Raw genomic sequence first — 20,032 nt, forward strand, 5'->3', positions numbered from 1 at the left:
GTCAGCGCAGCGCGCCCTTGACGTCCTCGTACTTGCCCTTCTGCCAGGACTCCAGGCCCTTGAGGTCGTTCTCCGACATGTCGACGGTCAGGCGCTCTCCCTTCATGTGCAGCCGCTCCAGCGGCAGGACGACGTCCTTGTCGCTGACGTCGGCGACGTGGTCGACATCGATCACCGCGAAGGTCTGGCCACCCTTGCGGACGATGCCCTCGATCTCGGCGATGTCCTTGCCGTCGCTGCCGTAGATGTCCTTCCCCTTGAGCTGGGCCGCGGTCATCTTCGCGACCGCCGGGTCGAGCGAGCCGTGGGTGGCCGCGACCTGCCCGGTCGCCTTGTTGTTCGGGACCTCCTTGGCGGCGGTTCCGGACGTGCTTTCGGCCAGGGCCGGCGTGGCGAGCAGAAACGCCGCGACGCCACAGGCGGTGATGATCGTCTTCATGAAGCGTATTCCTCTTTTATGCCGTGTTTTTCGTGCCGTGATGGCCAACGATTCAACACCGTGGTTCTGGGGGATATTCCGTGCCCCAAGGGAGTACCGCGCCAAGATGATAGGATTGCGATAAAGGAAAATATTCTTGACATGGAAGGGCGATTGTCCTAGAAACGGACTTGCCAACGCCCGTCGTGCGTCCCCTCACACGACGGGCCGCGGCATCCCGAACCTCCCCTCCACGCCTGTCCTGAAAGGGGCTGACCGGACAACCGAAAGGCCCGGCCAGCCCCTTTCTTTTTCGCGCTTCGCCCGCGGCCGGGCGCGCGTCCCCTCGTCCTGTTCCGGGATCGGGCGCGCCCGACAACCGGGTGGCGGAATGCTTCCCGCCGGACGGGACCCCGCAGAACGCGAAAGGAATACAGTCCAATGTCCACCTCGGTCGCCCAGGCTTTCGTCAAGCAGTTCGAACGCGAAGTGCACGACGCCTACCAGCGCATGGGCTCCAAGCTGCGCAACACGGTGCGCACCAAGAACAACGTCCAGGGCGCCTCCACCGTCTTCCAGAAGGTCGGCAAGGGCACCGCGTCGACCAAGGCGCGCCACGGCGCGGTTCCGGTGATGAACCTCGACCACACGCCGGTCGAATGCACCCTCTACGACTTCTACGCCGGCGACTGGGTCGACCGGCTGGACGAGTTGAAGACCAACATCGATGAGCGGCAGATCATCGCCAGCGCCGGCGCCTACGCGCTGGGCCGCAAGACCGACGAACTCATCCTCGGCGAGCTGAACAAATCCACCAACTTCGCGGGCGGCTCCAACGACGGGCTGACCAAGGCGAAGGTGCTGACGGCCTTCGAGAAGCTGGGCGAGTCCGACGTGCCGGACGACGGGCAGCGCTACGCCGTCGTCGGCTGGAAGCAGTGGAGCCAGCTTCTGGGCATCGACGAGTTCGCCAGCACCGAATATGTCGGCGCCGACGAGTTGCCCTGGCGCGGCACCCAGGCCAAGCGCTGGCTGGGCACGCTGTGGATGCCCCATTCCGGCCTGAAGGCCGAGGGCGGGGTGCGGCTGTGCCACTGGTACCACAAGACGGCCATCGGCCATGCCTCGGGCGCCGACGTGAAGACGGACATCTCCTGGCACGGCGACCGCGCTGCGCATTTCGTCAACAACATGATGTCGCAGGGCGCCGGCCTGATCGATGCGGCGGGCGTCGTCACCATGCGCTGCCTGGAAGCCTGACCCTGGACGCCTGACGCCCCCTGCCGACGACCGACCTGGAGTTTTCCCCATGGCCTATCTTCCGAAGGACCTGAGCGTCCTTGCCTACGCCAACGGCTTCACCCTGTGGCACTACACGACGCCGGACGCCGCCACGCTGGTGGACAACAGCGGCTATTTCAACGGCGCGTCCGACCTGCTGCGCAGCGGCGACATGATCCTGGCCAACACCGGCACCGCCGGGACGCCCGCCGCCGGCGTCCTCGTGGTCGCCGCCAACGCGGCGGGGGTGGTGGACGTCACCAACCTGTCGCCCTTCGGCGCGTCCAACACGGACTGACGGGTTCCCTTCGATGTCCCCTCTCCCCCCTGGGGAGAGGGTCAGGGTGAGGGGGATGCGCGTTTGCCAGACGTTTCGCCATGCGCAACCCCCTCACCGGCCCTGCGGGCCACCCTCTCCCCAGGGGGGAGAGGGCTAAGGCGACGTGCCTCCCTCTGATCCGAAGGATCGATCCCATGGCATTGACGGCTATCGGGCTGTGCAGCCGCGCGCTCATCAAGATCGGGGCGACGGCGATCACCGCCTTCGACGAGGGCTCCGCCGAGGCGGAGGTCGCGGCGGCGCTCTTCGAGCCGGCGCGGGACGCGCTGTTGTCGGCCAACGCCTGGAGCTTCGCCACGCGGCAGGCCCGGCTGGCGCGGCTGGCCGACGATCCGGTCGCCGATTACGGCGCGGCCTTCCAGCTTCCCGCCAATTTCCTGCGCGCGCTCGGCGCCGGGGCGGGCGGGCGGGGCCGCGGGCTGGATTACCGCATCGCTGGGCGGACGCTGCAGGCGGCGTCCGACGCGGTGGTGCTGACCTATGTCGGGCGCCCGGCGGAGGAGGATTTCCCCGCCTTCTTCGACCAGGCGCTGATTGCCCGGCTGGCCGCGGAGTTCTGCATTCCGCTGACCGAGAGCACGAGCCGGGCGGAGCTGCTGCAGCGGCTGGCGGAAAGCGAGTTCCGCCGCGCCCGCCAGATCGACGCCCTGCAGGACAGCCAGCCGGGCTTCGAGGATTTCACCCTGATCGACGCGAGGGGCTGATGGCGCGGATTCGTCAGGTGAAGACCAACTTCACGGCGGGGGAGATTTCCCGCCGCCTGCTCGGGCGCGGCGACCTGCGCGCCTACGACAACGGGGCGCTGGCGCTGCGCAACCTGTTCATCCACCCGACCGGCGGGGTGACGCGCCGCTCCGGCCTCGCCTTCGTCGATCCGGCCCGCGGCGACGGGCGGCTGGTCGCCTTCGAGTTCAACACGGAGCAGACCTACCTGCTGGTCTTCTCCGAGGGGCGGATCGACGTCTACGGCGACGACACGCCCATCGCCAGCGTGGAGGCGCCCTGGACCGCCGCCCAGCTTCCCCAGATCACCTGGACGCAGAGCGCCGACACGCTGCTGGTCTGCCATCCCGACGTGCCGCCGCGCAAGCTGACGCGCAGCGGCGCCGACGCCTGGGCGCTGACCGGCTGGAGCTACGTCGCGGAGGGGGAACGGGTGGCGATGCCCTTCTACCGCTTCGCCGATCCCGCAGTGACGCTGACCCCGTCGGGTACGGACGGGCTGGTGACGGTGACGGCTTCCGCCTCCGTCTTCGACCCGAAGCAGGAGGGCACGCGCCTGCGCATCCAGGGCAAGCAGCTCCGTGTGGAAGGTGTGGTGTCGGCGACCCAGGTCACCGCGACGGTGCTGGAGACGCTGGCCGGCACCGCCGCGACGACGGCCTGGGACGAGCAGTCCTTCTCGCCGCTGCGCGGCTGGCCGGTGTCGGCGGCCTTCCACCAGGACCGGCTGGTCATCGGTGGATCGCGCGACCTGCCCAACCGGCTGTGGCTGTCGCGCTCGGCCGACCTGTGGAATTTCGACCTCGGCACCGGACAGGACGACGAGGCCATCGAGTTCGGCATCCTGTCCGATCAGGTGAACGCGGTGCGCGCCGTCTTCTCCGGGCGGCATCTCCAGGTCTTCACCTCCGGCGCGGAATACATGGTGTCGGGCGATCCGCTGACCCCGCAGAACATCCAGGTGCACCGGCAGACGCGCATCGGCTCGCCCGTCGACCGCTCCGTCCCGCCGCGCGACGTGGACGGCGCCACCCTGTTCGTCTCGCGCAATGGGCGGGAGATCCGCGAATTCCTCTACACCGACACCGAGGCCGCCTATCAGGCCAACGATCTGGCGCTGCTCGCCCGCCATCTGGTGGTGAAGCCGCGCGACCAGGATTACGACCAGGGCCGCCGCCTGATGTTCGTGGTGATGGAGGACGGCGCGCTGTGCGCCCTGACCGTCTATCGACTGGAGCAGGTGACCGCCTGGACCCGGCTGGAGACCGACGGGGCGGTGCGCAGCGTCGCGGTGGTCGGGGACGAGGTCTACGCGCTGGTCGACCGCGCCGGGCGGTGGAGCGTCGAGCGCTTCGACGACGGGCTGAACCTCGACGCCGCCCTGGTCGGCGACCACGATGCCCCGACCGCGGTGTGGAGCGGGCTGGACCATCTGGAGGGGCGCGCCGTCGCGGTGGTCGCCGACGGGACGGTCCGCGCCGACGCCACCGTCGCCGCCGGCAAGATCGTGCTCGACCCGCCGGCCCGCCACGTCGAGGCCGGGCTGCCCTACAGCCACCGCATCGAGCCGCTGCCGGTTAGCCTGCTGGGGCAGGCGGGCGGGACGGACGCGGTGCGGCTGGTGTCCGTCGGCTTCCGGCTGGAGGAGACGGCGGCGCTCCACGCCGACCTGGGGCGCGGGCTTCAGGAACTGCCGCTGCACCGGACGGGGCCGCAGCCCGCGGGCGGCGTTCCGGCGCTGGTCTCCGGTGACCGCAAGCTGCGGGCGCTGGGCTGGCGGCGCGACAGCGACCGGCCGCTGTGGAGCATCCGGCAGGACGCGCCGCTGCCCTTCACGCTTTTGTCCGTAACCATGGAATTGAGGGTGAACGACTGATGGGCGGAATCACGACCCTGGCCACCACGGCGCTGCCGCTGGCCAACGCCGTCGCCGACACGGTGGACCGCGTCTCCGGCACCTCGGACAGCGCGCGCCGGCAGCAGGCCGCCGACGAGCGCCGCTACGCCCAGCAGGCGGAGCAGCAGCGCCTGGAATGGCAGCGCGAGGACGAGCTGCGCCGCCAGGACCAGGAGCTTCAGCGCCAGAAGGAGGAGCAGGCCCGCGCCGAGGCGGAGCGGCAGCGCGTCCGCGAGATGGACTGGCTGGCGCAGAGCCAGAACCTGGCCGCCGAGCAGCTCCGCGCCGGGCAGGCCACCGCGCTGGCCGACAAGGAGGGCGACGCCCGCACGCGGCTGGCCCAGATCTCCGCCGCCGCGCAGTCCGACGAGCGGCGGCGCGTGGACGCCCTGCGCCGTACCGTGGCGCGCACCCGCGCGACGCTCGGCTCCAACGGGGTCAGCGCGGCGGACGGCTCCGGCGAGGCGATCCTGCTCGGCGTCGTCAAGGACAGCGCCGCGGAGCGCGGGGAGGCGGAAGGCGCCGACCGGCTGAAGCGCGAGGCCATCCAGCAGGAGGTGGACGGCGTGCGCCGCCGCAACCTGCTGGAACAGGCGCAGCTCGCCGAGCGGCAGCGGCTGGAGTTCATGAGCCGCTTCTACTGACGCTTCCGGTCAACCCACGCAGCAGGAGGGGCGCACCCCATGCCCAGCGCAATCGACGTTCCGCGCGGCAACCCGCGCGTCCAGTATCTTGCCGACGGCGTGCAGACCGACTTCACCTTTCCGTTCCCGGTCTTCGAGGAGGGCGACCTTCAGGTCTTCCTGGGCGCGGCGCGGCAGACCACCGGCTACGCGGTGACCGGCGCCGGGGAGACCGCGGGCGGCACGGTGGCCTTCGCGGAGCCGCCGGAGGCCGGGACGCCCGTGCTGCTGCGCCGCCGCCTGCCCATCGAGCGGATGAGCGATTTCCTGGAGAGCGGGCCGCTTCCGGCCGCCAGCCTGAACCGCGAGTTCGATCAGCTCACCGCCGCGCTCCAGCAGGTGGCCGGCGATCAGGAGCTGATGCTGCGCTACACCGACACCGACCTGCCGGCCTCCAACCGGCTGCCGGAACGGGCGGTGCGGGCGGGGCAGCTCCTCGCCTTCGACTCCACGGGCAACCCGATTGCCCGCAAGCCGGTGGACGAGGAGGCGCTGTCCACCTTCGTCGCCCCCGGCGCCGGCGCGGTGCGCCGCCCGGTGCGCGAGAAGCTGGCCGACGCCCTGTCGGTGAAGGATTTCGGCGCGGTCGGCGACGGCGTCGTCGACGACACGCGGGCGATCCAGGCCGCGCTGACCAGCGCGGACGCCGTCCATGTGCCGCCGGGCACCTACCGGATCACCAACACGCTGACGGTGGGCTACGGCCAGACGCTGCATGGGGCGGGGCAGAGGTCTGTCATTGCCGGCTCCTCCGCGGGGTTCGACCTGATCCATCTGCCGGACGGCTACGCCACGGTGAGCGGCCTGCGGCTGGAGCGGGGCGACGCCGCGGTGCGGCTGTTCGGGCGGGACGGCCCCTGCGTGCACAACACGCTGAGCGACCTGACCATCTGGGACCCGCGGGTCGGGCTGCTGTTCGACGGGTACGCCGACCCCAATTGGCCCTGCTACTGGAACATGGTGTCGCGCGTGCTGGTGGCCCGCCCGTCGCTGCACGGGGTGTGGCTGACCCGGACGGGGGAGGGCGACACGCCCAACGCCAACCGCTTTTCCATGGTGCGCGTCTACTCCCTGTCGGCGCCCATCGCCGGCTGCGGCTTCTTCGTGGAGCAGGGCAAGTACAACAACAGCTTCCAGGACTGCGAGGCCAACCTGTCGACCATGGCGCTGGCCTGCTTCCGGGTCGGTGCCAACACCGACAAGACGCTGATCCTGAACTTCTACGCGGAATCCTTGGGCGGCGTGCCCAACGTGCAGCTCGACGCCGGGTCGGTCGAGACGGCCATCGTCAACCTGCTGTCGATGTCCGCCGGCCCGGCCATTTACGACCTGTCGGGCGGCCGCTACACGGCGGTGAACGCCGGCTATCCGGAGAAGAACCGGCTGGCGCGCAGCCGCGTCTCCCAACTGGTCGTCGAGGCCCTGCGCTACGACACCGAGTATGTGGAGCCGCAGGCCGGCGGCGTGGTCGCGCTGGACCTGACCAGCTCCGTCTATCTGGCCAGCGCCTACAGCGGCGACGTGGAGCTGCGGCTGCCGGCGGCTGGGGCGGCCAACGGCCATGCGGTGACGGTGAAGCGGACCGACGCCTCCGCCCACCGCCTGACCATCACCGAGGAGGGCGGGCCGGGGCCGGACGGCCGCACGGCGGCTCTGGGAAACCGCTACGACTTCGTGACCGTGGTTTCGAACGGGGCCGGCTGGTGGGTGGTGGCCGGCAACAACCGGCCGGGCAACGCCCATTTCCACGACCGGCCGGGCCTGTTCGAGCCGGACCTGAACCAGACGCTGTATCTGGTCAGCGCCTTCAGTGGTGCTGTCACGGTGCGGCTGCCGCCGGCGGGGGCGCTGCACGCGGTCGGGCGCACGGTGACGGTCAAGAAGGCCGACGTGTCGGGCAACCCGGTCACCGTCACCGTGCAGGGCGGCAGTGGGCCGGACAACGCCCCGGTGTCGCTGAATTCCACCGGCAGCGCGGTCACGGCCATGTCCAACGGCGCCGGCTGGCACATTCTGGGACGGGTGGCCTGATGGAGGCGGCGGAAACGCGCAAGAGGGGCTTCTTCGCCTTCGTTCAGGACTGGAACCGGCAGTCGGAGCTGAGCACCCCCCGCCATCATCTGCAGATCGCCGCGTGGCTGGAGCGGCAAGCGGTCGGAGCCGGGTCCTCTGGCGCCGGGTCCTCTGGCATTGGGCCGCGCCTGCTGCTGATGGCCTTCCGCGGGGCGGGCAAGTCGTCCATCGTCGGGCTGTTCGCGGCCTGGATGCTCTACCAGGACCCCAACCGGCGTCTGCTCGTCCTGGCGGCGGACCTGAAGCTGGCCAAGAAGATGGTGCGCAACGTCAAGCGCATCATCGAGCGCCATCCCGACACCCGCGGCCTGAAGCCCCCGGCGAAGGAGCGCGACCAGTGGGCCGCCGACCAGTTCACCGTGGTGCGGGCGCAGGAGCTGCGCGACCCCTCCATGGTGGCGGCGGGCGTGGGCGGCAACATCACGGGCAGCCGCGCCGACGTGGTGATCTGCGACGACGTGGAGGTGCCGCGCACCTCCGGCAGTCCGGGCAAGCGCGCCGACCTGCGCGAGAGGCTGGCGGAGATCGACTATCTGCTGGTGCCGGGCGGGGTGCAGCTCTATGTCGGGACGCCGCACAGCTACTACTCCATCTACGCGGAGGAGCCGCGGACGGAGGCGGGGGAGACGCGGCCCTTCCTGGACGGCTTCGCGCGGCTGGTCCTGCCGGTCTACACCGACGGACCGGACGGCCGGCGCCGCTACGCCTGGCCCCAGCGCTTCGGCGAGGCCCACGTCAACCGCATCCGCAAGACGACCGGCCCCAACAAGTTCACCAGCCAGATGCTGCTGCAGCCGGTCAACGAGGCGGAGGGGTTCCTCGACCCCGACCGGCTGGGCCGCTACGACGGCGAGCTGGAGTATCGGGAGTCGGCGGGGCGGGCGGTGCTGACGCTGAACGGCCAGCGCATGGCCTCGGCCTCCTGCTGGTGGGACCCGGCCTTCGCACGCCCGGCGGCGGAGGGCGGCAAACCCGGCGACTCCAGCGTGGTCGCCGCGGTGTTCGGCGGGGCGGACGGGCGCTTCTACCTGCACCGCGTGCTCTACCTGTCGGTGGACCCCGGCGACCCGGACACCGAGGCGGAGCAGCAGTGCCTCCAGGTCGCCCGCTTCCTGGAGCGGCACCATCTGCCGGCGGTGCATGTGGAGATCAACGGCATCGGGCGCTTCCTGCCCGGCCTGCTGCGCAAGGCGCTGCGCACGGAGAAGGTCGGTGCCGCGGTGGTCGAGGAAGCCAGCCGCCGCGCCAAGGCGCTGCGCATCCGCGAGGCGTTCGACGCCCTGCTGGCCGACCGCCGGCTGCTCGCCCACGCGACCGTGTGGGAGACGCCCTTCATCCGCGAGATGCGCGAATGGTCGCCGGACGGGCGCTACACGGGCCGCGACGACGGGCTGGACGCGGTGGCCGGGGCGCTGTCCTGCGAACCGTTCCGCTTCGACCGCCAGCCGGCGCCGGGGCGGAAGGCGGATTGGCGCGCCGCGGCATTGCCGACCCCGGCGGAGGGCTGGGACGTGTGACCCACTGCTTTTGAGGACCCGTGTTGCGTCGGGCCGCCTTCCTTGAACGGGGGCGGCCTTTTCTTTTGCCTTTTTCCTTGGAGAACGGAGATGCAGGAGTCCATCGACCTGTCCTGGTGGATCACGGCGGTCGAGCTGCCGGTCATGGGCGGGCTGTTCTGGCTGATCGCGCGGCTGCGACGGGACGCCGAAACCGCGCTGGAGACGGTGCGGGCGCGCGCCGAGACCGCCCAGGCGCAGGTCCGCGAGAGTCTGGCCGCCTACAAGCTGGAGGTCGCCAAGACCTACGTCTCGGTGGCGACGCTGAAGGATGTGGAGCGGCGGCTGACCGATCACCTGCTGCGCATCGAGACCAAGCTGGAAAACGGCTGCGCGCCGTTCGCCCCGCCTTACGGAGACGGAGGCCGCCGATGAGGGCGCGTGTCCTGAAGCCGGAGCCCGGACCGGTGGCCGCGCCGCAGGGTCCGTCCGCCGACGCGCCCAGCCAAGCCATCGACACGCTCGCCCGCACCCTGTGGGGGGAGGCGCGCGGCGAATCCGTGCGGGCCATGGAGGCGGTGGCGGCGGTCGTGATGAACCGCGTCGGCCGGGCGCGCGACCAGGGAGGGTGGTGGTGGGGGAATGACGTGGTCGCCGTCTGCCGTCTGCCGGGACAATTCCCCTGCTGGGACCCGGACGCGCCGGGACGGCTGGGGCTGCTGTCGGTGACCGCCGCGGACCCGGTCTTCGCCGCCGCCCAGCGGATCGCCCGCCGCGCGGTGGCCGGTCTGCTCGACGACCCGACGGGCGGAGCGACTCACCTGCACCGGGCGGGGGCGAACCCGCAATGGGCGCAAGGGCGCAGCGTCTGTGCCGAGATCGGCGGGTTCCAGTTCTACGACGACGTCGAATGACCTCCCGTTCTACACCGACGTCTCCCGGCCGCGTTCCGGCGGGCCGGACATATGGGTCCGGGCCGCCGCCGCGGAAGGAGAGGGTGGAACGGACCGGTCAGGCGGCTTCCTTGATCATCGCCAGATAGATTTTCCAGGCCGTCTCGACCGAGACGCCGCCGGCGCGCGACCCGGCGGCCAGCATCGCCGCCGAAGGCTTCAGCGGAACGGGCGTGCTGCTGGGCTCCGCGGTGGCGGCCAGGGGGGCGCTGTCCACGCTGGACACGATCACCCCATGGATGCGCGAGTCGAGCGCGTGTTCCACCGGGTGGCGTTCCTTCACAACATTCATCGCAATCGCGTTCATGGGGCATCTCCTTGCTTGCCCCTCTCTCAGCAATCCCGATGCCAAGTCCGAAAAGTTGCCGCCGGCCGGGCGAATGCCTTTGGGAATCCTTGATTCTGCGGCTTTTCCGTGTGGCCGGCGGGGTGGGACGCGGCGGGTCGGCGAATTTTCCTTCTGCAAAATGCCGCGGGATTCCCAAGGCCGCGTTTGCAAATTGCGAAGCAAACAGCGCAACGTCCCATTCTGAAGTTATCAATGCCCGGCCGGCCGTTCCGCTTTTGCCAAATCTGGCTTTGGCGGGCGGCTTTGCGGTAAGGTCGCCCCGCCATGACTGAACGGATCATCTTCCATATGTGCCGCGCCGCGGAGTGGGAACAGGCGCTCGCCGCCGGGGCCTACCACGGCTCGTCGCAGGACGCGGCGGACGGCTTCATCCACTTCTCCACCGGCGCCCAGGTCGAGGAAAGCGCGGCAAAGCACCGGGCCGGGCAGGACGGGCTGGTCCTGCTGACCGTGGACGGCGCCGCGCTGGGCGACGCGCTCCGCTGGGAGCCGTCGCGCGGCGGCCAGCTTTTCCCCCATCTCTACGGCCCGCTGCCTCCCGCGGCGGTGCTGCGCGCCGATCCGCTGCCGCTGGGGCCGGACGGCCGCCACCTCTTTCCGGCGACCTTCAAGGACACCACACCGTGATCGACCTGTTTCCCATCGTCGGCCCCGTCCTGCGCAGCTTCGATCCGGAGACGGCGCACGGGCTGACCATCAAGGCCCTGTCGAGCGGGCTGATGCCGCCGGTGCGGGAAAAGGACGATCCGATCCTGCGGACCAGGGTGATGGGGTTGGATTTCGCCAACCCGGTCGGCCTCGCCGCCGGCTTCGACAAGAACGCCGAGGTGGTCGACGCCATGCTGCGGCTGGGCTTCGGCTTCGTCGAGGCGGGCAGCGTCACCCCCCGCCCGCAGCCCGGCAACCCCAAGCCGCGTCTGTTCCGCGCGCCGGAGCAGGGGGCCGTCATCAACCGCCTGGGCTTCAACAACGAGGGGCTGGAGCCTTTCGCGCAGCGGCTGGAGCGGCGGCTGGAACGGCAGTCGTCCGGCGGGCGCAAGGCGCCGGGGATCGTCGGGGCCAACCTGGGCAAGAACAAGGACACGGTGGAGGCCGCGGACGATTACGTCCTCGGCGTGACCCGGGTGGCGGCGCTGGTCGACTATCTGGTCGTCAACGTGTCCTCCCCCAACACGCCGGGCCTGCGCGCGCTCCAGGGACGCGACCCGCTGCGCACCCTTCTGGGCCGCGTTCTCGACGCCCGCTCCGCCTGCAAGCTGGCCAAGGCGCCGCCCGTGCTGCTGAAGATCGCCCCCGACCTGACGGACGAGGACAAGTCCGACATCGCCGCGGTCGCGCTGGAGTCGGGCATCGACGGGCTGATCGTGTCCAACACCACCATCGCCCGGCCGGCGGAGATCCCGGAGCCGCTGCGCGCGGAGGCCGGCGGCTTGTCCGGCAAGCCGCTGTTCGCACCCTCGACCGCCGTCCTGCGCGAGATGTACGGGCTGACCGGGGGCAAGGTGCCGCTGGTCGGGGTCGGCGGCATCGCGTCGGGCGCCGACGCCTACGCCAAGATCCGCGCCGGCGCCTCGCTGGTGCAGTTCTACTCCGCGCTGGTCTATGCCGGGCCGGCGCTGGTGCTGGCGATCCGCCGCGACCTTGCCGCCCTGCTGCGCCGCGACGGCTTTGCCTCGCTGAGCGACGCCGTGGGGGCGGATCACCGCTGAGCGGGGCGGGGGGAACCGGCGCATGGCGGCCCTGATCAAGTCGACCTTGATCAAGTCGGTCTTGATCCATGGGTTGGCCGTCGCGGCGGCGGTCTCCGTCGCCATCGGCCTGCCGGACCTGTCGCCGGGCACCGACCCGGCGCTGGGCTGGCTCGGCGGCGCGCTGATCCTTCTGGCGGGCGCCGTCGTCGATCTGCACCGCCGGCTGGCCAGCCGGGAGCGTGACACCCTGCACCGCCTGGACCGGCTTCAGAAGAGCGTCGACGCGCTGGCCGAACGGCTGGACCGGCCCACCGCGCCGGCCGAGGCCGGCGACTCCGCCGCCGCTCACGAGGCCGTTCTTCAGGAGGTCAAGCTCCTGCACACGCTGGTCGCCCGGCTCGGCGAATCCCGGCCGCCCGAATCCCCCGAACCGCCGCGGACGTCCCAGCCGTCCCGGACGGCGTTCCAGGCGCCCCGCCCGCCGGACCTGCGTTCCCCGGCCGTCGTCGCGCCGCCGCCCATGGACGAGGCCGCCGTTCTGGAAGCGGTGCGCGACGCGCTGGCCGCCGACCGGATCGACATCCACCTCCAGCCCATCGTCAGCCTGCCCCAGCGCAAGCACCGCTTCTTCGAGGTGTTCTCGCGCGTGCGGGCCGCCGACGGGTCGCTGATCCTGCCCGACCGCTATCTGGAGATCGCGGAGCGCGCGGGGCTGATGGCCACCATCGACAATCTCCTGCTGGTCCGCTGCATCCAGTTGATCCGCGAGACGGAGCGGCGCCAGCACGCCATCGGCTTCTTCTGCAACATGTCCGCCGCGACGCTCAGCGACGCGGCGTTCATGCGGCAGTTCCTCGATCTGATGGTGCGCAACCAGACGCTGGTGCCCAAGCTGGTCTTCGAGTTGAGCCAGCAGGAGCTGCGGGCGGGCGGGGCGGTGACGATGGGCATTCTGTCGCAGCTCGCCCGCATCGGCTTCCGCTTTTCCATGGACCGGGTGAGCGACCTGGACATCGACGTGGACGCGCTGCTGCGCCACGAGATCCGTTATCTGAAGCTGGATTGCGGCCTGCTGCTCGACCCCGCCCTGGCCTTGAGCGTCGAGGATGTGCGCCGCCGCCTGGACGGCACGGGGATCGACCTCATCGCCGAGAAGATCGAGACGGAGGCGCAACTCGACGCGATCCTGCGCAGCGGCATCGATTTCGGCCAGGGCTTCCGGCTCGGCGAGCCGCGCCCGGCGCGCAAGACGCCCTGAGACGATTTTTCGCCGTGAATTAATTATGCAAGAAAATTCGCCGTTCGGGCGGCGGATTCGGGCCGGAAATGCCCGCGGCGCCCTTGACAGAAAGCCCGCCCGCATTAGAGATTTCGCCTCCCGGCATCCGCCGGGTGCGATGCAAACAGTCAAATGGTGACTTCGGTGACGTCCAACATCGCCATCACGCTGCCCGACGGCAGCGTGCGGGAGTTCGACCGGCCGGTGACGGGGCTTGAGATTGCCCAGTCCATCGGGCCGCGCCTTGCCAAGGATGCGCTTGCCGTCAAGCTCGACGGCGAGGTGAAGGACCTCACCACCACCGTCACCACCAACGCCAAGATCGAGATCGTCACGCGCAGTCATCCCGACGCGCTCGAGGTCATCCGTCACGACGCTGCCCACGTCCTCGCCGACGCCGTGCAGAAGCTCTATCCGGGCACGCAGGTGACCATCGGTCCGGCGATCGCCAACGGCTTCTATTACGACTTCGCGCGCGAGGAGCCCTTCACGCCCGACGATCTGCAGAAGATCGAGGCGAAGATGCGCGAGATCGTCGCCAAGGACGTTCCCATCGTGCGCGAGGTGTGGACCCGCGACGATGCGGTCGCCTACTTCAAGAAGCTCGGCGAGCATTACAAGGCCGAGCTGATCGAGGCGATCCCGGCGGACCAGGACATCAGCATCTACCGCCAGGACGACTGGCTGGACCTCTGCCGCGGCCCGCACGCCCCGACCACGGGCAAGGTCGGCAACGGCTTCAAGCTGATGAAGGTGGCCGGCGCCTACTGGCGCGGCGACAGCCGCAACCCGATGCTCCAGCGCATCTACGGCACCGCCTGGCGCGACGAGAAGGAGCTGAAGGCCTACCTGCACCAGCTCGAGGAGGCGGAGAAGCGAGACCACCGCCGGCTGGGCAAGGAACTGGACCTGTTCCACGTGCAGGAGGAGGCCGTCGGCTCGGTCTTCTGGCACCCGAAGGGCTGGACGCTGTTCCGCACGCTGGAGACCTACATCCGCACCAAGCTGAGCCAGGCGGACTATGTCGAGGTCAAGACGCCGCAGCTGATCGACAGCTCGCTGTTCAAGGCGTCGGGTCACTGGGACATGTATGGCGACAACATGTTCAAGGTCTCGGCGGACGACGGCGAGAAGATGCTCGGCATCAAGCCGATGAACTGCCCGGGCCATGTGCAGATCTTCAAGCACGGGCTGCGTTCCTACCGCGACCTGCCGATCCGCATGGCGGAGTTCGGCTCCTGCCACCGCAACGAGCCGTCGGGCGCGCTGCACGGCATCCTGCGCGTGCGCGCCTTCACCCAGGACGACGCCCACATCTTCTGCACGGAAGACCAGGTGGCGAGCGAGGCGGCGGAGTATTTCAAGCTGCAGCTCGGCGTCTACCGGGATCTGGGCTTCGACAAGATCGCCGTGAAGCTGGCGCTGCGTCCTGACGTGCGCACCGGCTCCGACGACCTGTGGGACCGGGCGGAGGGCGCGCTGCGCCAGGCGCTCGACGCCGCCGGGCTGGAGTATGAGGACCTGCCGGGCGAGGGCGCCTTCTACGGCCCGAAGGTGGAGTTCCACCTGACCGACGCCATCGGGCGCACCTGGCAGTGCGGCACGCTCCAGTACGATCCGAACCTTCCCGAGCGGCTGGACGCCTCCTACATCGGCGAGGACGGCGCCCGCCACCGTCCGGTGATGCTGCACCGGGCCATCCTGGGCTCGCTGGAGCGCTTCATCGGCATGCTGATCGAGCATTACGCCGGCAAGTTCCCGATGTGGCTCGCCCCGGTCCAGGCGGTGGTCTGCACCATCACCAACGAGGCCGACGGCTACGGGCAGGAGGTCGTCAGCCTGCTGAAGCGCCGCGGCATCCGCGCCGAACTCGACACCCGGAACGAGAAGATCAACCTGAAGGTCCGCGAACACAGCCTTCAGAAGGTTCCCGTCCTGGTGGTTGTGGGCAAGCGCGAGGCGGAGGAACGGACGGTCGCCCTCCGTACCCTCGGTGGTAAGGATCAGGAAGTTCTTGCCCTCGACGCCGCGCTCAATAAACTGAATGAGGAGGCGAGGTCCCCCGCGGGCGCCGCCGCTTTCGATTCGCCGTTTTAACCGACCGCACCGATCGGGCGGGCTTCCCTCCGGGAGGTCGCGCCCCGGTGGGTTTCCAGTCATGGAGAAGCGTCCATAGCCAGGATACCGTCCGAAGCCGCTCCGACCCGCGATGGACCGCGGGTAAACCGGGAGATCACGGCTCGCTCGATCCGTCTCGTCGGTGCCGACGGCGAGATGGTGGGCGTCGTTTCGCTGCGCGATGCGCTGCTGGCCGCTGAGGATGCGGGCCTCGACCTCGTCGAGATCGCTCCGCAGGCGGAGCCGCCTGTCTGTAAGATCCTCGACTATGGCAAGTACAAGTACGAGGCGCAGAAGAAGGCGGCCGAGGCGCGCAAGAAGCAGAAGATCATCGAGGTGAAGGAGATCAAGCTCCGACCCAACATCGATGACAACGACTACGACGTGAAGATGCGCTCGGCCCGCCGCTTCCTTGAGGAAGGCGACAAGGTCAAGGTGACCATGCGCTTCCGCGGGCGCGAGATGGCGCACCAGGATCTTGGCATGAACGTGCTGGTCCGCGTGCGCGACGAGTTGGACGAACTGGCGAAGGTCGAGCAGATGCCCAAGCTCGAAGGCCGCCAGATGGTCATGGTCCTGGCGCCGAGATAGGGCGCCGAGGTGACCCTTCGGCGCGACGGCCCGACCGCCGTCCGCAGAGCACACGCGTCCCCAAAAAGGCCCGCCGGTTCCGGCGGGCTTTTTTGTTGGGCGCGGCGCCGTTGCCCCGCTTTGCCATTCCGCAATTACGGGGTACCGGCATTGCGGAAGCGGGGCGGCGCGCCGACGTGAGGCTCGTTCCGCCTCCACCATACGGCCGATGCCCCGACCCTTCCTGTTCCGCCGCGCCGCCCTGGCTCTGACGCTCGCGCTGCCGCTGCTGTCCGGCCTGTCCGCTCCGCCCCCAGCCCAGGCGATGGAGCTGTTCGGGGACGAGTTCCGCACCGTCGACGACGTGCTGGCCTACAACCGCGGCCACGGCGTGCGCTTCCTCGACCGTCAGGGGCGCTTCATCGGCTCCATCGGGGAGACGTACGGCGACACGCTGACGCTGGAGAAGATGCCGAAGCACCTGATCCAGGCGCTGATCGCCAAGGAGGACCGGCGCTATCTGGAGCATGACGGCATCGACTACCAGGGTCTGGCCCGCGCGCTGGCCGTGGCGGTGACCTCCGGCCGCTTCAGCCAGGGCGGCAGCACGCTGACCCAGCAGACGATGAAGCTGATCTTCCTCAACCGCTACAACCGCTGGTCCCGCAAGGCGTACGAGCTGTACAGCGCCAGCGATTTCGAGGAACAGCTCGGCAAGAAGAACGTCCTGTACCTGTACCTCAACCGCGCCTATTTCGGCTTCGGCGCGTACGGGGTGGACGCGGCGGCCCGTGTCTTCTTCGGCAAGCCGGCGGGCAAGCTGTCGCTGAAGGAATCGGCGATGCTCATCGGCGCGCTGCCCGCCCCCTCCCGCCTGAACCCCTTCGCCGACCTGGAGAAGGCGGAGGCCAAGGCCGCCCTGGTGCTCGACGCCATGGCCGACGCGGGCTTCATCACCGAGCGCACGGCGGAGCAGACCAAGCGCCAGCGCCCGATGCTGGCCGCCGCCAACAAGGCGGCGGTGCTGTCCACCGGCCATTTCCGCGAGACGGCCAAGGCCCGCTTCGACCGCTTCGCCGCCGACCGCTACGGCGGCGACCTTCCGGGACCGACCTTCACCGCGCGCACCACGCTCGACCGCGATCTCCAGGCGGCCGCCCTGCGCAGCGTGGAAACCACATTGAAGCGTCACGCCAAGGGCCTGGGCGACGCGGAGGTCGCCCTGGTCGCCCTGGACGGCGACGGGGCGATCCTGGCGATGATCGGCGGGCGCGACGCGGCGGCCCGGCGCGACCATTTCAACCGCGCGCTCCAGGCGCGCCGCCAGCCCGGCTCAGCCTTCAAGCTGTTCGTCTTCCTGGCGGCGCTGGAACGCGGGCTGACCCCGGACTCCCGCGTCGACGGCTCGCGCATGGAGTTCACCGACGGGCGGGCCATCCGCAATTTCGACAACCGCTACCCGTCCTCGCTGACGCTGGCCGACGCCTTCGCCCATTCGACCAACACGGCCTCGGCCCGCCTGACCCGTGGCCATGCGGAGGAGATCGCCGCCGCCGCCCGCCGTCTCGGCGTCGAGTCGCCGTTGGAACCGGACCTCGGCCTCGCGCTGGGCGTCAGCGAGGTGTCGCTGCTGGAGATCACCCAGGCCTACGCGGTGGTCGCCAACGGCGGCAGCAAGGTCAGCGGCCATCTGTTCCAGCGCATCGGCGATCCCGCCGGGCGGACGATCTACAGCTACACGCCGCCGAAGGCGGAGCGGGTGATCGACCCGCAAATCTCGGCCACCCTGAAAGCGATGCTGGGCGAGGTCATGCGGGACGGCACCGGCAAGACGGCCCGCCTGCCGGCGGCGCTCGCCAAGAGCGGGGCGGGCGGCAAGACCGGCACCACCAACGATTACCGGGACGCCTGGTTCATCGGCTTCGCCGACGGCGTGGCCGGGCGTGGGCTGACGGTCGGGGTGTGGGTCGGCAACGACGGCAACACACCGATGAAGGGGGTGACCGGCGGCTCCGTCCCGGCGGAAATCTGGCGCCGCTTCATGGTCGAGGCGGCGCGGGTGAAGGGTTAAAGCGGATTGCAATCCGCTTTGGACCGCGACGGCGGTCCCGGCCGCACATGCGGCCGAAGCCCGCCGGCAAGTGAGGCGATGTGAGTCTAAAGCGAACGGAAGTTCGCTTTAGCGGCCCTTCGCCCCGGCGAGCAGGGACGCGCCGACGAAGCCCAGCGTCCGCCCGTTCCGCCCGACCTCGTACCAGGATCCGAAGGCGGCCATCACGGTGACCGTTTCCCCCCGCTCCAGCACGTCCGCCACCTTGGCGTCGCAGAAGGGGGCGACGCGCAGGTTCGCGGCGGCGCGGACGCGCACCCGTGTCCCGACGGCGATGGCCGGGCGGCGCGTGTCGGCGCTGCGCTCCTCGGCGATGGAACCGGGCAGGGCGCAGCCGCGATCCTCCTTCGAGGCCTTGGCGTAGCCGCCCTTGAAGCGGTTCGCCGGCGGGCTTTCCGCAACCGCCGCCGGTGCGGGGCCGGCCGGTTTGCGGGCCGGCAGCGGGACGGCAAGGGTGTCGGTGGCGGTCGGCACCGGGGGCTCCGCCGCGGGAGCGGCGGTTGTGGCCGGTTCCGCCGCCGCCGTTGATGGCGCGGACGCGGGCGCGGTCAGCACCGGCGCAGGAAGCAACGGCGCCAGACCCTGCGGCGCCGCTTTCCCCGCCATTCCCAGCGGGGTCAGCCGGGGAAGCACGGCGGTCGGCGGCGGGCGCGGCGTGACGGTCGGTTCGGCCTCCTCCGCCCACACCGAAGGGCCGCCGAACAACGCCAGCAGACCGAGAAGGGGAAGGGCGAGCCGGCGCATCCGCCGCCTCAATCCACGGTGACGCGGGCGATGAGCGCGGGCAGGGTCTGGCAGCGGAACAGCCCGTCCATGGTCTGCTGGTCGGTCAGGCGCAACGACAGGGCGCAGCCGTAGGCGTTCACCGTCAGGGTGGTCTGCGCCAGCGCGCCGATGGCGGCGGAGGGCTTGGCGATGCTGTAGCCGGGAGCGCCGAGCCGTCCGGCGAGCGCGCCGTTGACCGGGTTGACGGAATCGATCTCCAGCGTCAGCGGACCCAGGTTGTTCAGCACCGTTTCCGAATGCGGGTCCTCCTTCGTCGCGTAGAGCTGCACCGGCACCGCCTTGCGGCGGGCGATCCAATCCTTCAGCGCCAGATTGCCCAGAACCGGATCGCGGCTCTGCAGCGCCGCCTCCAGGGCGATCTGGCGCAGCGCCGGGTCGTTGCCGCCCAGCGCCGCCTCATAGGCGGCGATCCGCGCCGGGCGGTCGGCGCCCACAATCCGCGCGCGCAGGTCGGCGATCCGCGCGGCGCGGGCCTCCTCCTGCCGCCGTTCGGCGGCGGCGCGCTCCTCCTCGGCCTTGCTGGCGGCGGCCTGCCGGGCGAGCAGGTCCTCCTCGCGGCGGCGGCGGGCGTCCTCCTCGGCGCCGCGGGCCTCGGCGTCGCGGGCGATCTGGTCGCGCAGGCGGTTGGCCTCGGCGGAACCGGCCAGAACCGGGCGGCCGGGAAGCTCGTCCAGCGGCTGGCCGATGCCCTCCAGCACCTCCGGGTTGCGCAGCTCGATGCGCGCGTTCCAGCCGTTGGGGCCGAGCGTGGCGAGCGCCGTGGCGGCCAGCGTCTTCTCCAGCCCGGCCTCGGCGGCGGGGCGGATGAAGGTCACGGCGCCGTCCCGGCTTTCCACCATGTAGGTCGGCTTGGCGAGCCGCAGCTTGGCCCCGATTCGGACGGCGGTGCGCGATTCGGTGGATTTGGCGGCGGCCTTGCCGTCGGGCGCCGGGGCGGGAATCGGGTCCGCGGTCATCTCTTCGACGGTCCAGGGCGGCGGGACGAGGCGCGACACCTCGGCGCGGATGCGGTCGATGGGCAGGTCGGACGCGCGCGCCAGCGGGACGGGCGCCAGCCCGGCCATCAGCGTCGCCGCGATCCCCCACGCCGCCGGTCGCACCATCGCTCGTTCTCCACCGGAAGTGACCACTACAGCTTGTGCCGGTTCGTCCCGGCACTGGTACAGCGAAGCCGCCCGCGAAGGGAAGCGGCTTTTGCCGGAGACGGGGTTCGGCGACGGCCGGATCGGTGAACCCCGGGCCGGGATCGCGACCCCCGGTCGAAA

The 20,032-nt window shown here is 70.4% G+C and carries 19 protein-coding genes; 15 read left to right on the plus strand and 4 right to left on the minus strand.

Annotated features, from left to right (window positions below; genetic code table 11):
- Position 1 precedes the first annotated feature (1 nt).
- Positions 2–439 carry a PRC-barrel domain-containing protein gene (locus tag D3869_RS09850; RefSeq protein ID WP_137139898.1) on the minus strand — a complete coding sequence of 146 codons (438 nt, stop codon included), beginning with the start codon at positions 437–439 and terminating at the stop codon, positions 2–4.
- A gap of 420 nt (positions 440–859) precedes the next feature.
- Between D3869_RS09850 and D3869_RS09855 the strand changes: the two genes are divergently transcribed.
- From D3869_RS09855 to D3869_RS09895, 9 genes are all read left to right on the plus strand, one after another.
- Positions 860–1,678 carry a phage capsid protein gene (locus D3869_RS09855; RefSeq protein ID WP_137139899.1) on the plus strand — a complete coding sequence of 273 codons (819 nt, stop codon included), beginning with the start codon at positions 860–862 and terminating at the stop codon, positions 1,676–1,678.
- Between the two features lie 49 nt (positions 1,679–1,727).
- On the plus strand, positions 1,728–1,997 hold the full coding sequence (locus D3869_RS09860; protein WP_137139900.1) for a hypothetical protein: 270 nt from the start codon (positions 1,728–1,730) through the stop codon (positions 1,995–1,997).
- Between the two features lie 176 nt (positions 1,998–2,173).
- Positions 2,174–2,743: a hypothetical protein gene (locus tag D3869_RS09865; protein WP_137139901.1), complete on the plus strand. Its 570-nt coding sequence runs from the start codon at positions 2,174–2,176 to the stop codon at positions 2,741–2,743.
- The gene (locus D3869_RS09870) at positions 2,743–4,638 is read left to right on the plus strand and encodes a hypothetical protein (RefSeq protein WP_137139902.1); all 1,896 of its coding nucleotides are present in this window, start codon (positions 2,743–2,745) and stop codon (positions 4,636–4,638) included. The genes D3869_RS09865 and D3869_RS09870 overlap by 1 nt, the downstream gene beginning before the upstream one ends.
- Entirely contained in the window at positions 4,638–5,303 is a 666-nt protein-coding gene (locus tag D3869_RS09875) for a hypothetical protein (protein WP_137139903.1), read from the plus strand. The genes D3869_RS09870 and D3869_RS09875 overlap by 1 nt, the downstream gene beginning before the upstream one ends.
- A 39-nt stretch (positions 5,304–5,342) precedes the next feature.
- Positions 5,343–7,373, plus strand: coding sequence for a glycosyl hydrolase family 28-related protein (locus tag D3869_RS09880; RefSeq protein WP_137139904.1), 2,031 nt, complete (start codon positions 5,343–5,345; stop codon positions 7,371–7,373).
- Positions 7,373–8,932 (plus strand): phage terminase large subunit, encoded by a 1,560-nt coding sequence (gene terL / locus D3869_RS09885; protein ID WP_137139905.1) that lies wholly within the window; start codon positions 7,373–7,375, stop codon positions 8,930–8,932. Before D3869_RS09880 ends, terL begins: the two co-directional genes overlap by 1 nt.
- A 90-nt stretch (positions 8,933–9,022) precedes the next feature.
- Entirely contained in the window at positions 9,023–9,346 is a 324-nt protein-coding gene (locus D3869_RS09890; protein ID WP_137139906.1) for a hypothetical protein, read from the plus strand.
- Positions 9,343–9,825: a cell wall hydrolase gene (locus D3869_RS09895; RefSeq protein WP_137139907.1), complete on the plus strand. Its 483-nt coding sequence runs from the start codon at positions 9,343–9,345 to the stop codon at positions 9,823–9,825. Before D3869_RS09890 ends, D3869_RS09895 begins: the two co-directional genes overlap by 4 nt.
- 97 nt (positions 9,826–9,922) lie before the next feature.
- On the opposite strand, the gene D3869_RS09900 is transcribed toward D3869_RS09895, so the two are convergent.
- Complete coding sequence (locus tag D3869_RS09900) at positions 9,923–10,171, minus strand: hypothetical protein (protein ID WP_137139908.1); 249 nt, start codon at positions 10,169–10,171, stop codon at positions 9,923–9,925.
- Positions 10,172–10,477: 306 nt separating this feature from the next.
- Between D3869_RS09900 and D3869_RS09905 the strand changes: the two genes are divergently transcribed.
- The 6 genes from D3869_RS09905 to D3869_RS09930 all read left to right on the plus strand — a co-directional run bounded on the left by D3869_RS09905 (position 10,478) and on the right by D3869_RS09930 (position 17,942).
- Positions 10,478–10,840, plus strand: a complete 363-nt coding sequence (locus tag D3869_RS09905) for a DUF952 domain-containing protein (protein ID WP_137139909.1) — start codon at positions 10,478–10,480, stop codon at positions 10,838–10,840.
- On the plus strand, positions 10,837–11,922 hold the full coding sequence (locus D3869_RS09910) for a quinone-dependent dihydroorotate dehydrogenase (protein WP_137139910.1): 1,086 nt from the start codon (positions 10,837–10,839) through the stop codon (positions 11,920–11,922). Before D3869_RS09905 ends, D3869_RS09910 begins: the two co-directional genes overlap by 4 nt.
- Before the next feature lie 22 nt (positions 11,923–11,944).
- Positions 11,945–13,162 (plus strand): EAL domain-containing protein, encoded by a 1,218-nt coding sequence (locus D3869_RS09915; protein ID WP_137139911.1) that lies wholly within the window; start codon positions 11,945–11,947, stop codon positions 13,160–13,162.
- 153 nt (positions 13,163–13,315) lie between these two features.
- Positions 13,316–15,280 (plus strand): threonine--tRNA ligase, encoded by a 1,965-nt coding sequence (gene thrS / locus D3869_RS09920; RefSeq protein ID WP_137139912.1) that lies wholly within the window; start codon positions 13,316–13,318, stop codon positions 15,278–15,280.
- Between the two features lie 84 nt (positions 15,281–15,364).
- A complete protein-coding gene (gene infC / locus D3869_RS09925; protein WP_035675720.1) occupies positions 15,365–15,892 on the plus strand; it encodes a translation initiation factor IF-3 in 528 nt (175 codons plus the stop codon).
- A gap of 208 nt (positions 15,893–16,100) precedes the next feature.
- Complete coding sequence (locus D3869_RS09930; RefSeq protein WP_137139913.1) at positions 16,101–17,942, plus strand: transglycosylase domain-containing protein; 1,842 nt, start codon at positions 16,101–16,103, stop codon at positions 17,940–17,942.
- A gap of 108 nt (positions 17,943–18,050) precedes the next feature.
- Here the strand turns inward: D3869_RS09930 and D3869_RS09935 are convergent, their stop codons facing one another.
- Positions 18,051–18,725 carry an SH3 domain-containing protein gene (locus tag D3869_RS09935; RefSeq protein ID WP_137139914.1) on the minus strand — a complete coding sequence of 225 codons (675 nt, stop codon included), beginning with the start codon at positions 18,723–18,725 and terminating at the stop codon, positions 18,051–18,053.
- An 8-nt stretch (positions 18,726–18,733) separates the two neighbouring features.
- A complete protein-coding gene (locus D3869_RS09940) occupies positions 18,734–19,870 on the minus strand; it encodes a hypothetical protein (protein ID WP_137139915.1) in 1,137 nt (378 codons plus the stop codon).
- Positions 19,871–20,032: the final 162 nt, after the last annotated feature.

Origin of the sequence: Azospirillum brasilense (genome assembly GCF_005222205.1) — a bacterium.
GTDB lineage: Bacteria > Pseudomonadota > Alphaproteobacteria > Azospirillales > Azospirillaceae > Azospirillum > Azospirillum brasilense_G.

Excerpts from the sequence above, each read along its gene's own strand:
- D3869_RS09900 (WP_137139908.1), bottom strand. The coding sequence starts at position 10,171 with ATGAACGCGATTGCGATGAATGTTGTGAAGGAACGCCACCCGGTGGAA.
- D3869_RS09895 (WP_137139907.1), top strand. The coding sequence starts at position 9,343 with ATGAGGGCGCGTGTCCTGAAGCCGGAGCCCGGACCGGTGGCCGCGCCG.
- thrS (WP_137139912.1), top strand. The coding sequence starts at position 13,316 with ATGGTGACTTCGGTGACGTCCAACATCGCCATCACGCTGCCCGACGGC.
- terL (WP_137139905.1), top strand. The coding sequence starts at position 7,373 with ATGGAGGCGGCGGAAACGCGCAAGAGGGGCTTCTTCGCCTTCGTTCAG.
- D3869_RS09915 (WP_137139911.1), top strand. The coding sequence starts at position 11,945 with ATGGCGGCCCTGATCAAGTCGACCTTGATCAAGTCGGTCTTGATCCAT.
- D3869_RS09875 (WP_137139903.1), top strand. The coding sequence starts at position 4,638 with ATGGGCGGAATCACGACCCTGGCCACCACGGCGCTGCCGCTGGCCAAC.
- D3869_RS09935 (WP_137139914.1), bottom strand. The coding sequence starts at position 18,725 with ATGCGCCGGCTCGCCCTTCCCCTTCTCGGTCTGCTGGCGTTGTTCGGC.
- D3869_RS09870 (WP_137139902.1), top strand. The coding sequence starts at position 2,743 with ATGGCGCGGATTCGTCAGGTGAAGACCAACTTCACGGCGGGGGAGATT.
- D3869_RS09890 (WP_137139906.1), top strand. The coding sequence starts at position 9,023 with ATGCAGGAGTCCATCGACCTGTCCTGGTGGATCACGGCGGTCGAGCTG.
- D3869_RS09855 (WP_137139899.1), top strand. The coding sequence starts at position 860 with ATGTCCACCTCGGTCGCCCAGGCTTTCGTCAAGCAGTTCGAACGCGAA.
- D3869_RS09860 (WP_137139900.1), top strand. The coding sequence starts at position 1,728 with ATGGCCTATCTTCCGAAGGACCTGAGCGTCCTTGCCTACGCCAACGGC.
- D3869_RS09905 (WP_137139909.1), top strand. The coding sequence starts at position 10,478 with ATGACTGAACGGATCATCTTCCATATGTGCCGCGCCGCGGAGTGGGAA.
- D3869_RS09850 (WP_137139898.1), bottom strand. The coding sequence starts at position 439 with ATGAAGACGATCATCACCGCCTGTGGCGTCGCGGCGTTTCTGCTCGCC.
- D3869_RS09880 (WP_137139904.1), top strand. The coding sequence starts at position 5,343 with ATGCCCAGCGCAATCGACGTTCCGCGCGGCAACCCGCGCGTCCAGTAT.
- D3869_RS09930 (WP_137139913.1), top strand. The coding sequence starts at position 16,101 with ATGCCCCGACCCTTCCTGTTCCGCCGCGCCGCCCTGGCTCTGACGCTC.
- D3869_RS09865 (WP_137139901.1), top strand. The coding sequence starts at position 2,174 with ATGGCATTGACGGCTATCGGGCTGTGCAGCCGCGCGCTCATCAAGATC.
- D3869_RS09940 (WP_137139915.1), bottom strand. The coding sequence starts at position 19,870 with ATGGTGCGACCGGCGGCGTGGGGGATCGCGGCGACGCTGATGGCCGGG.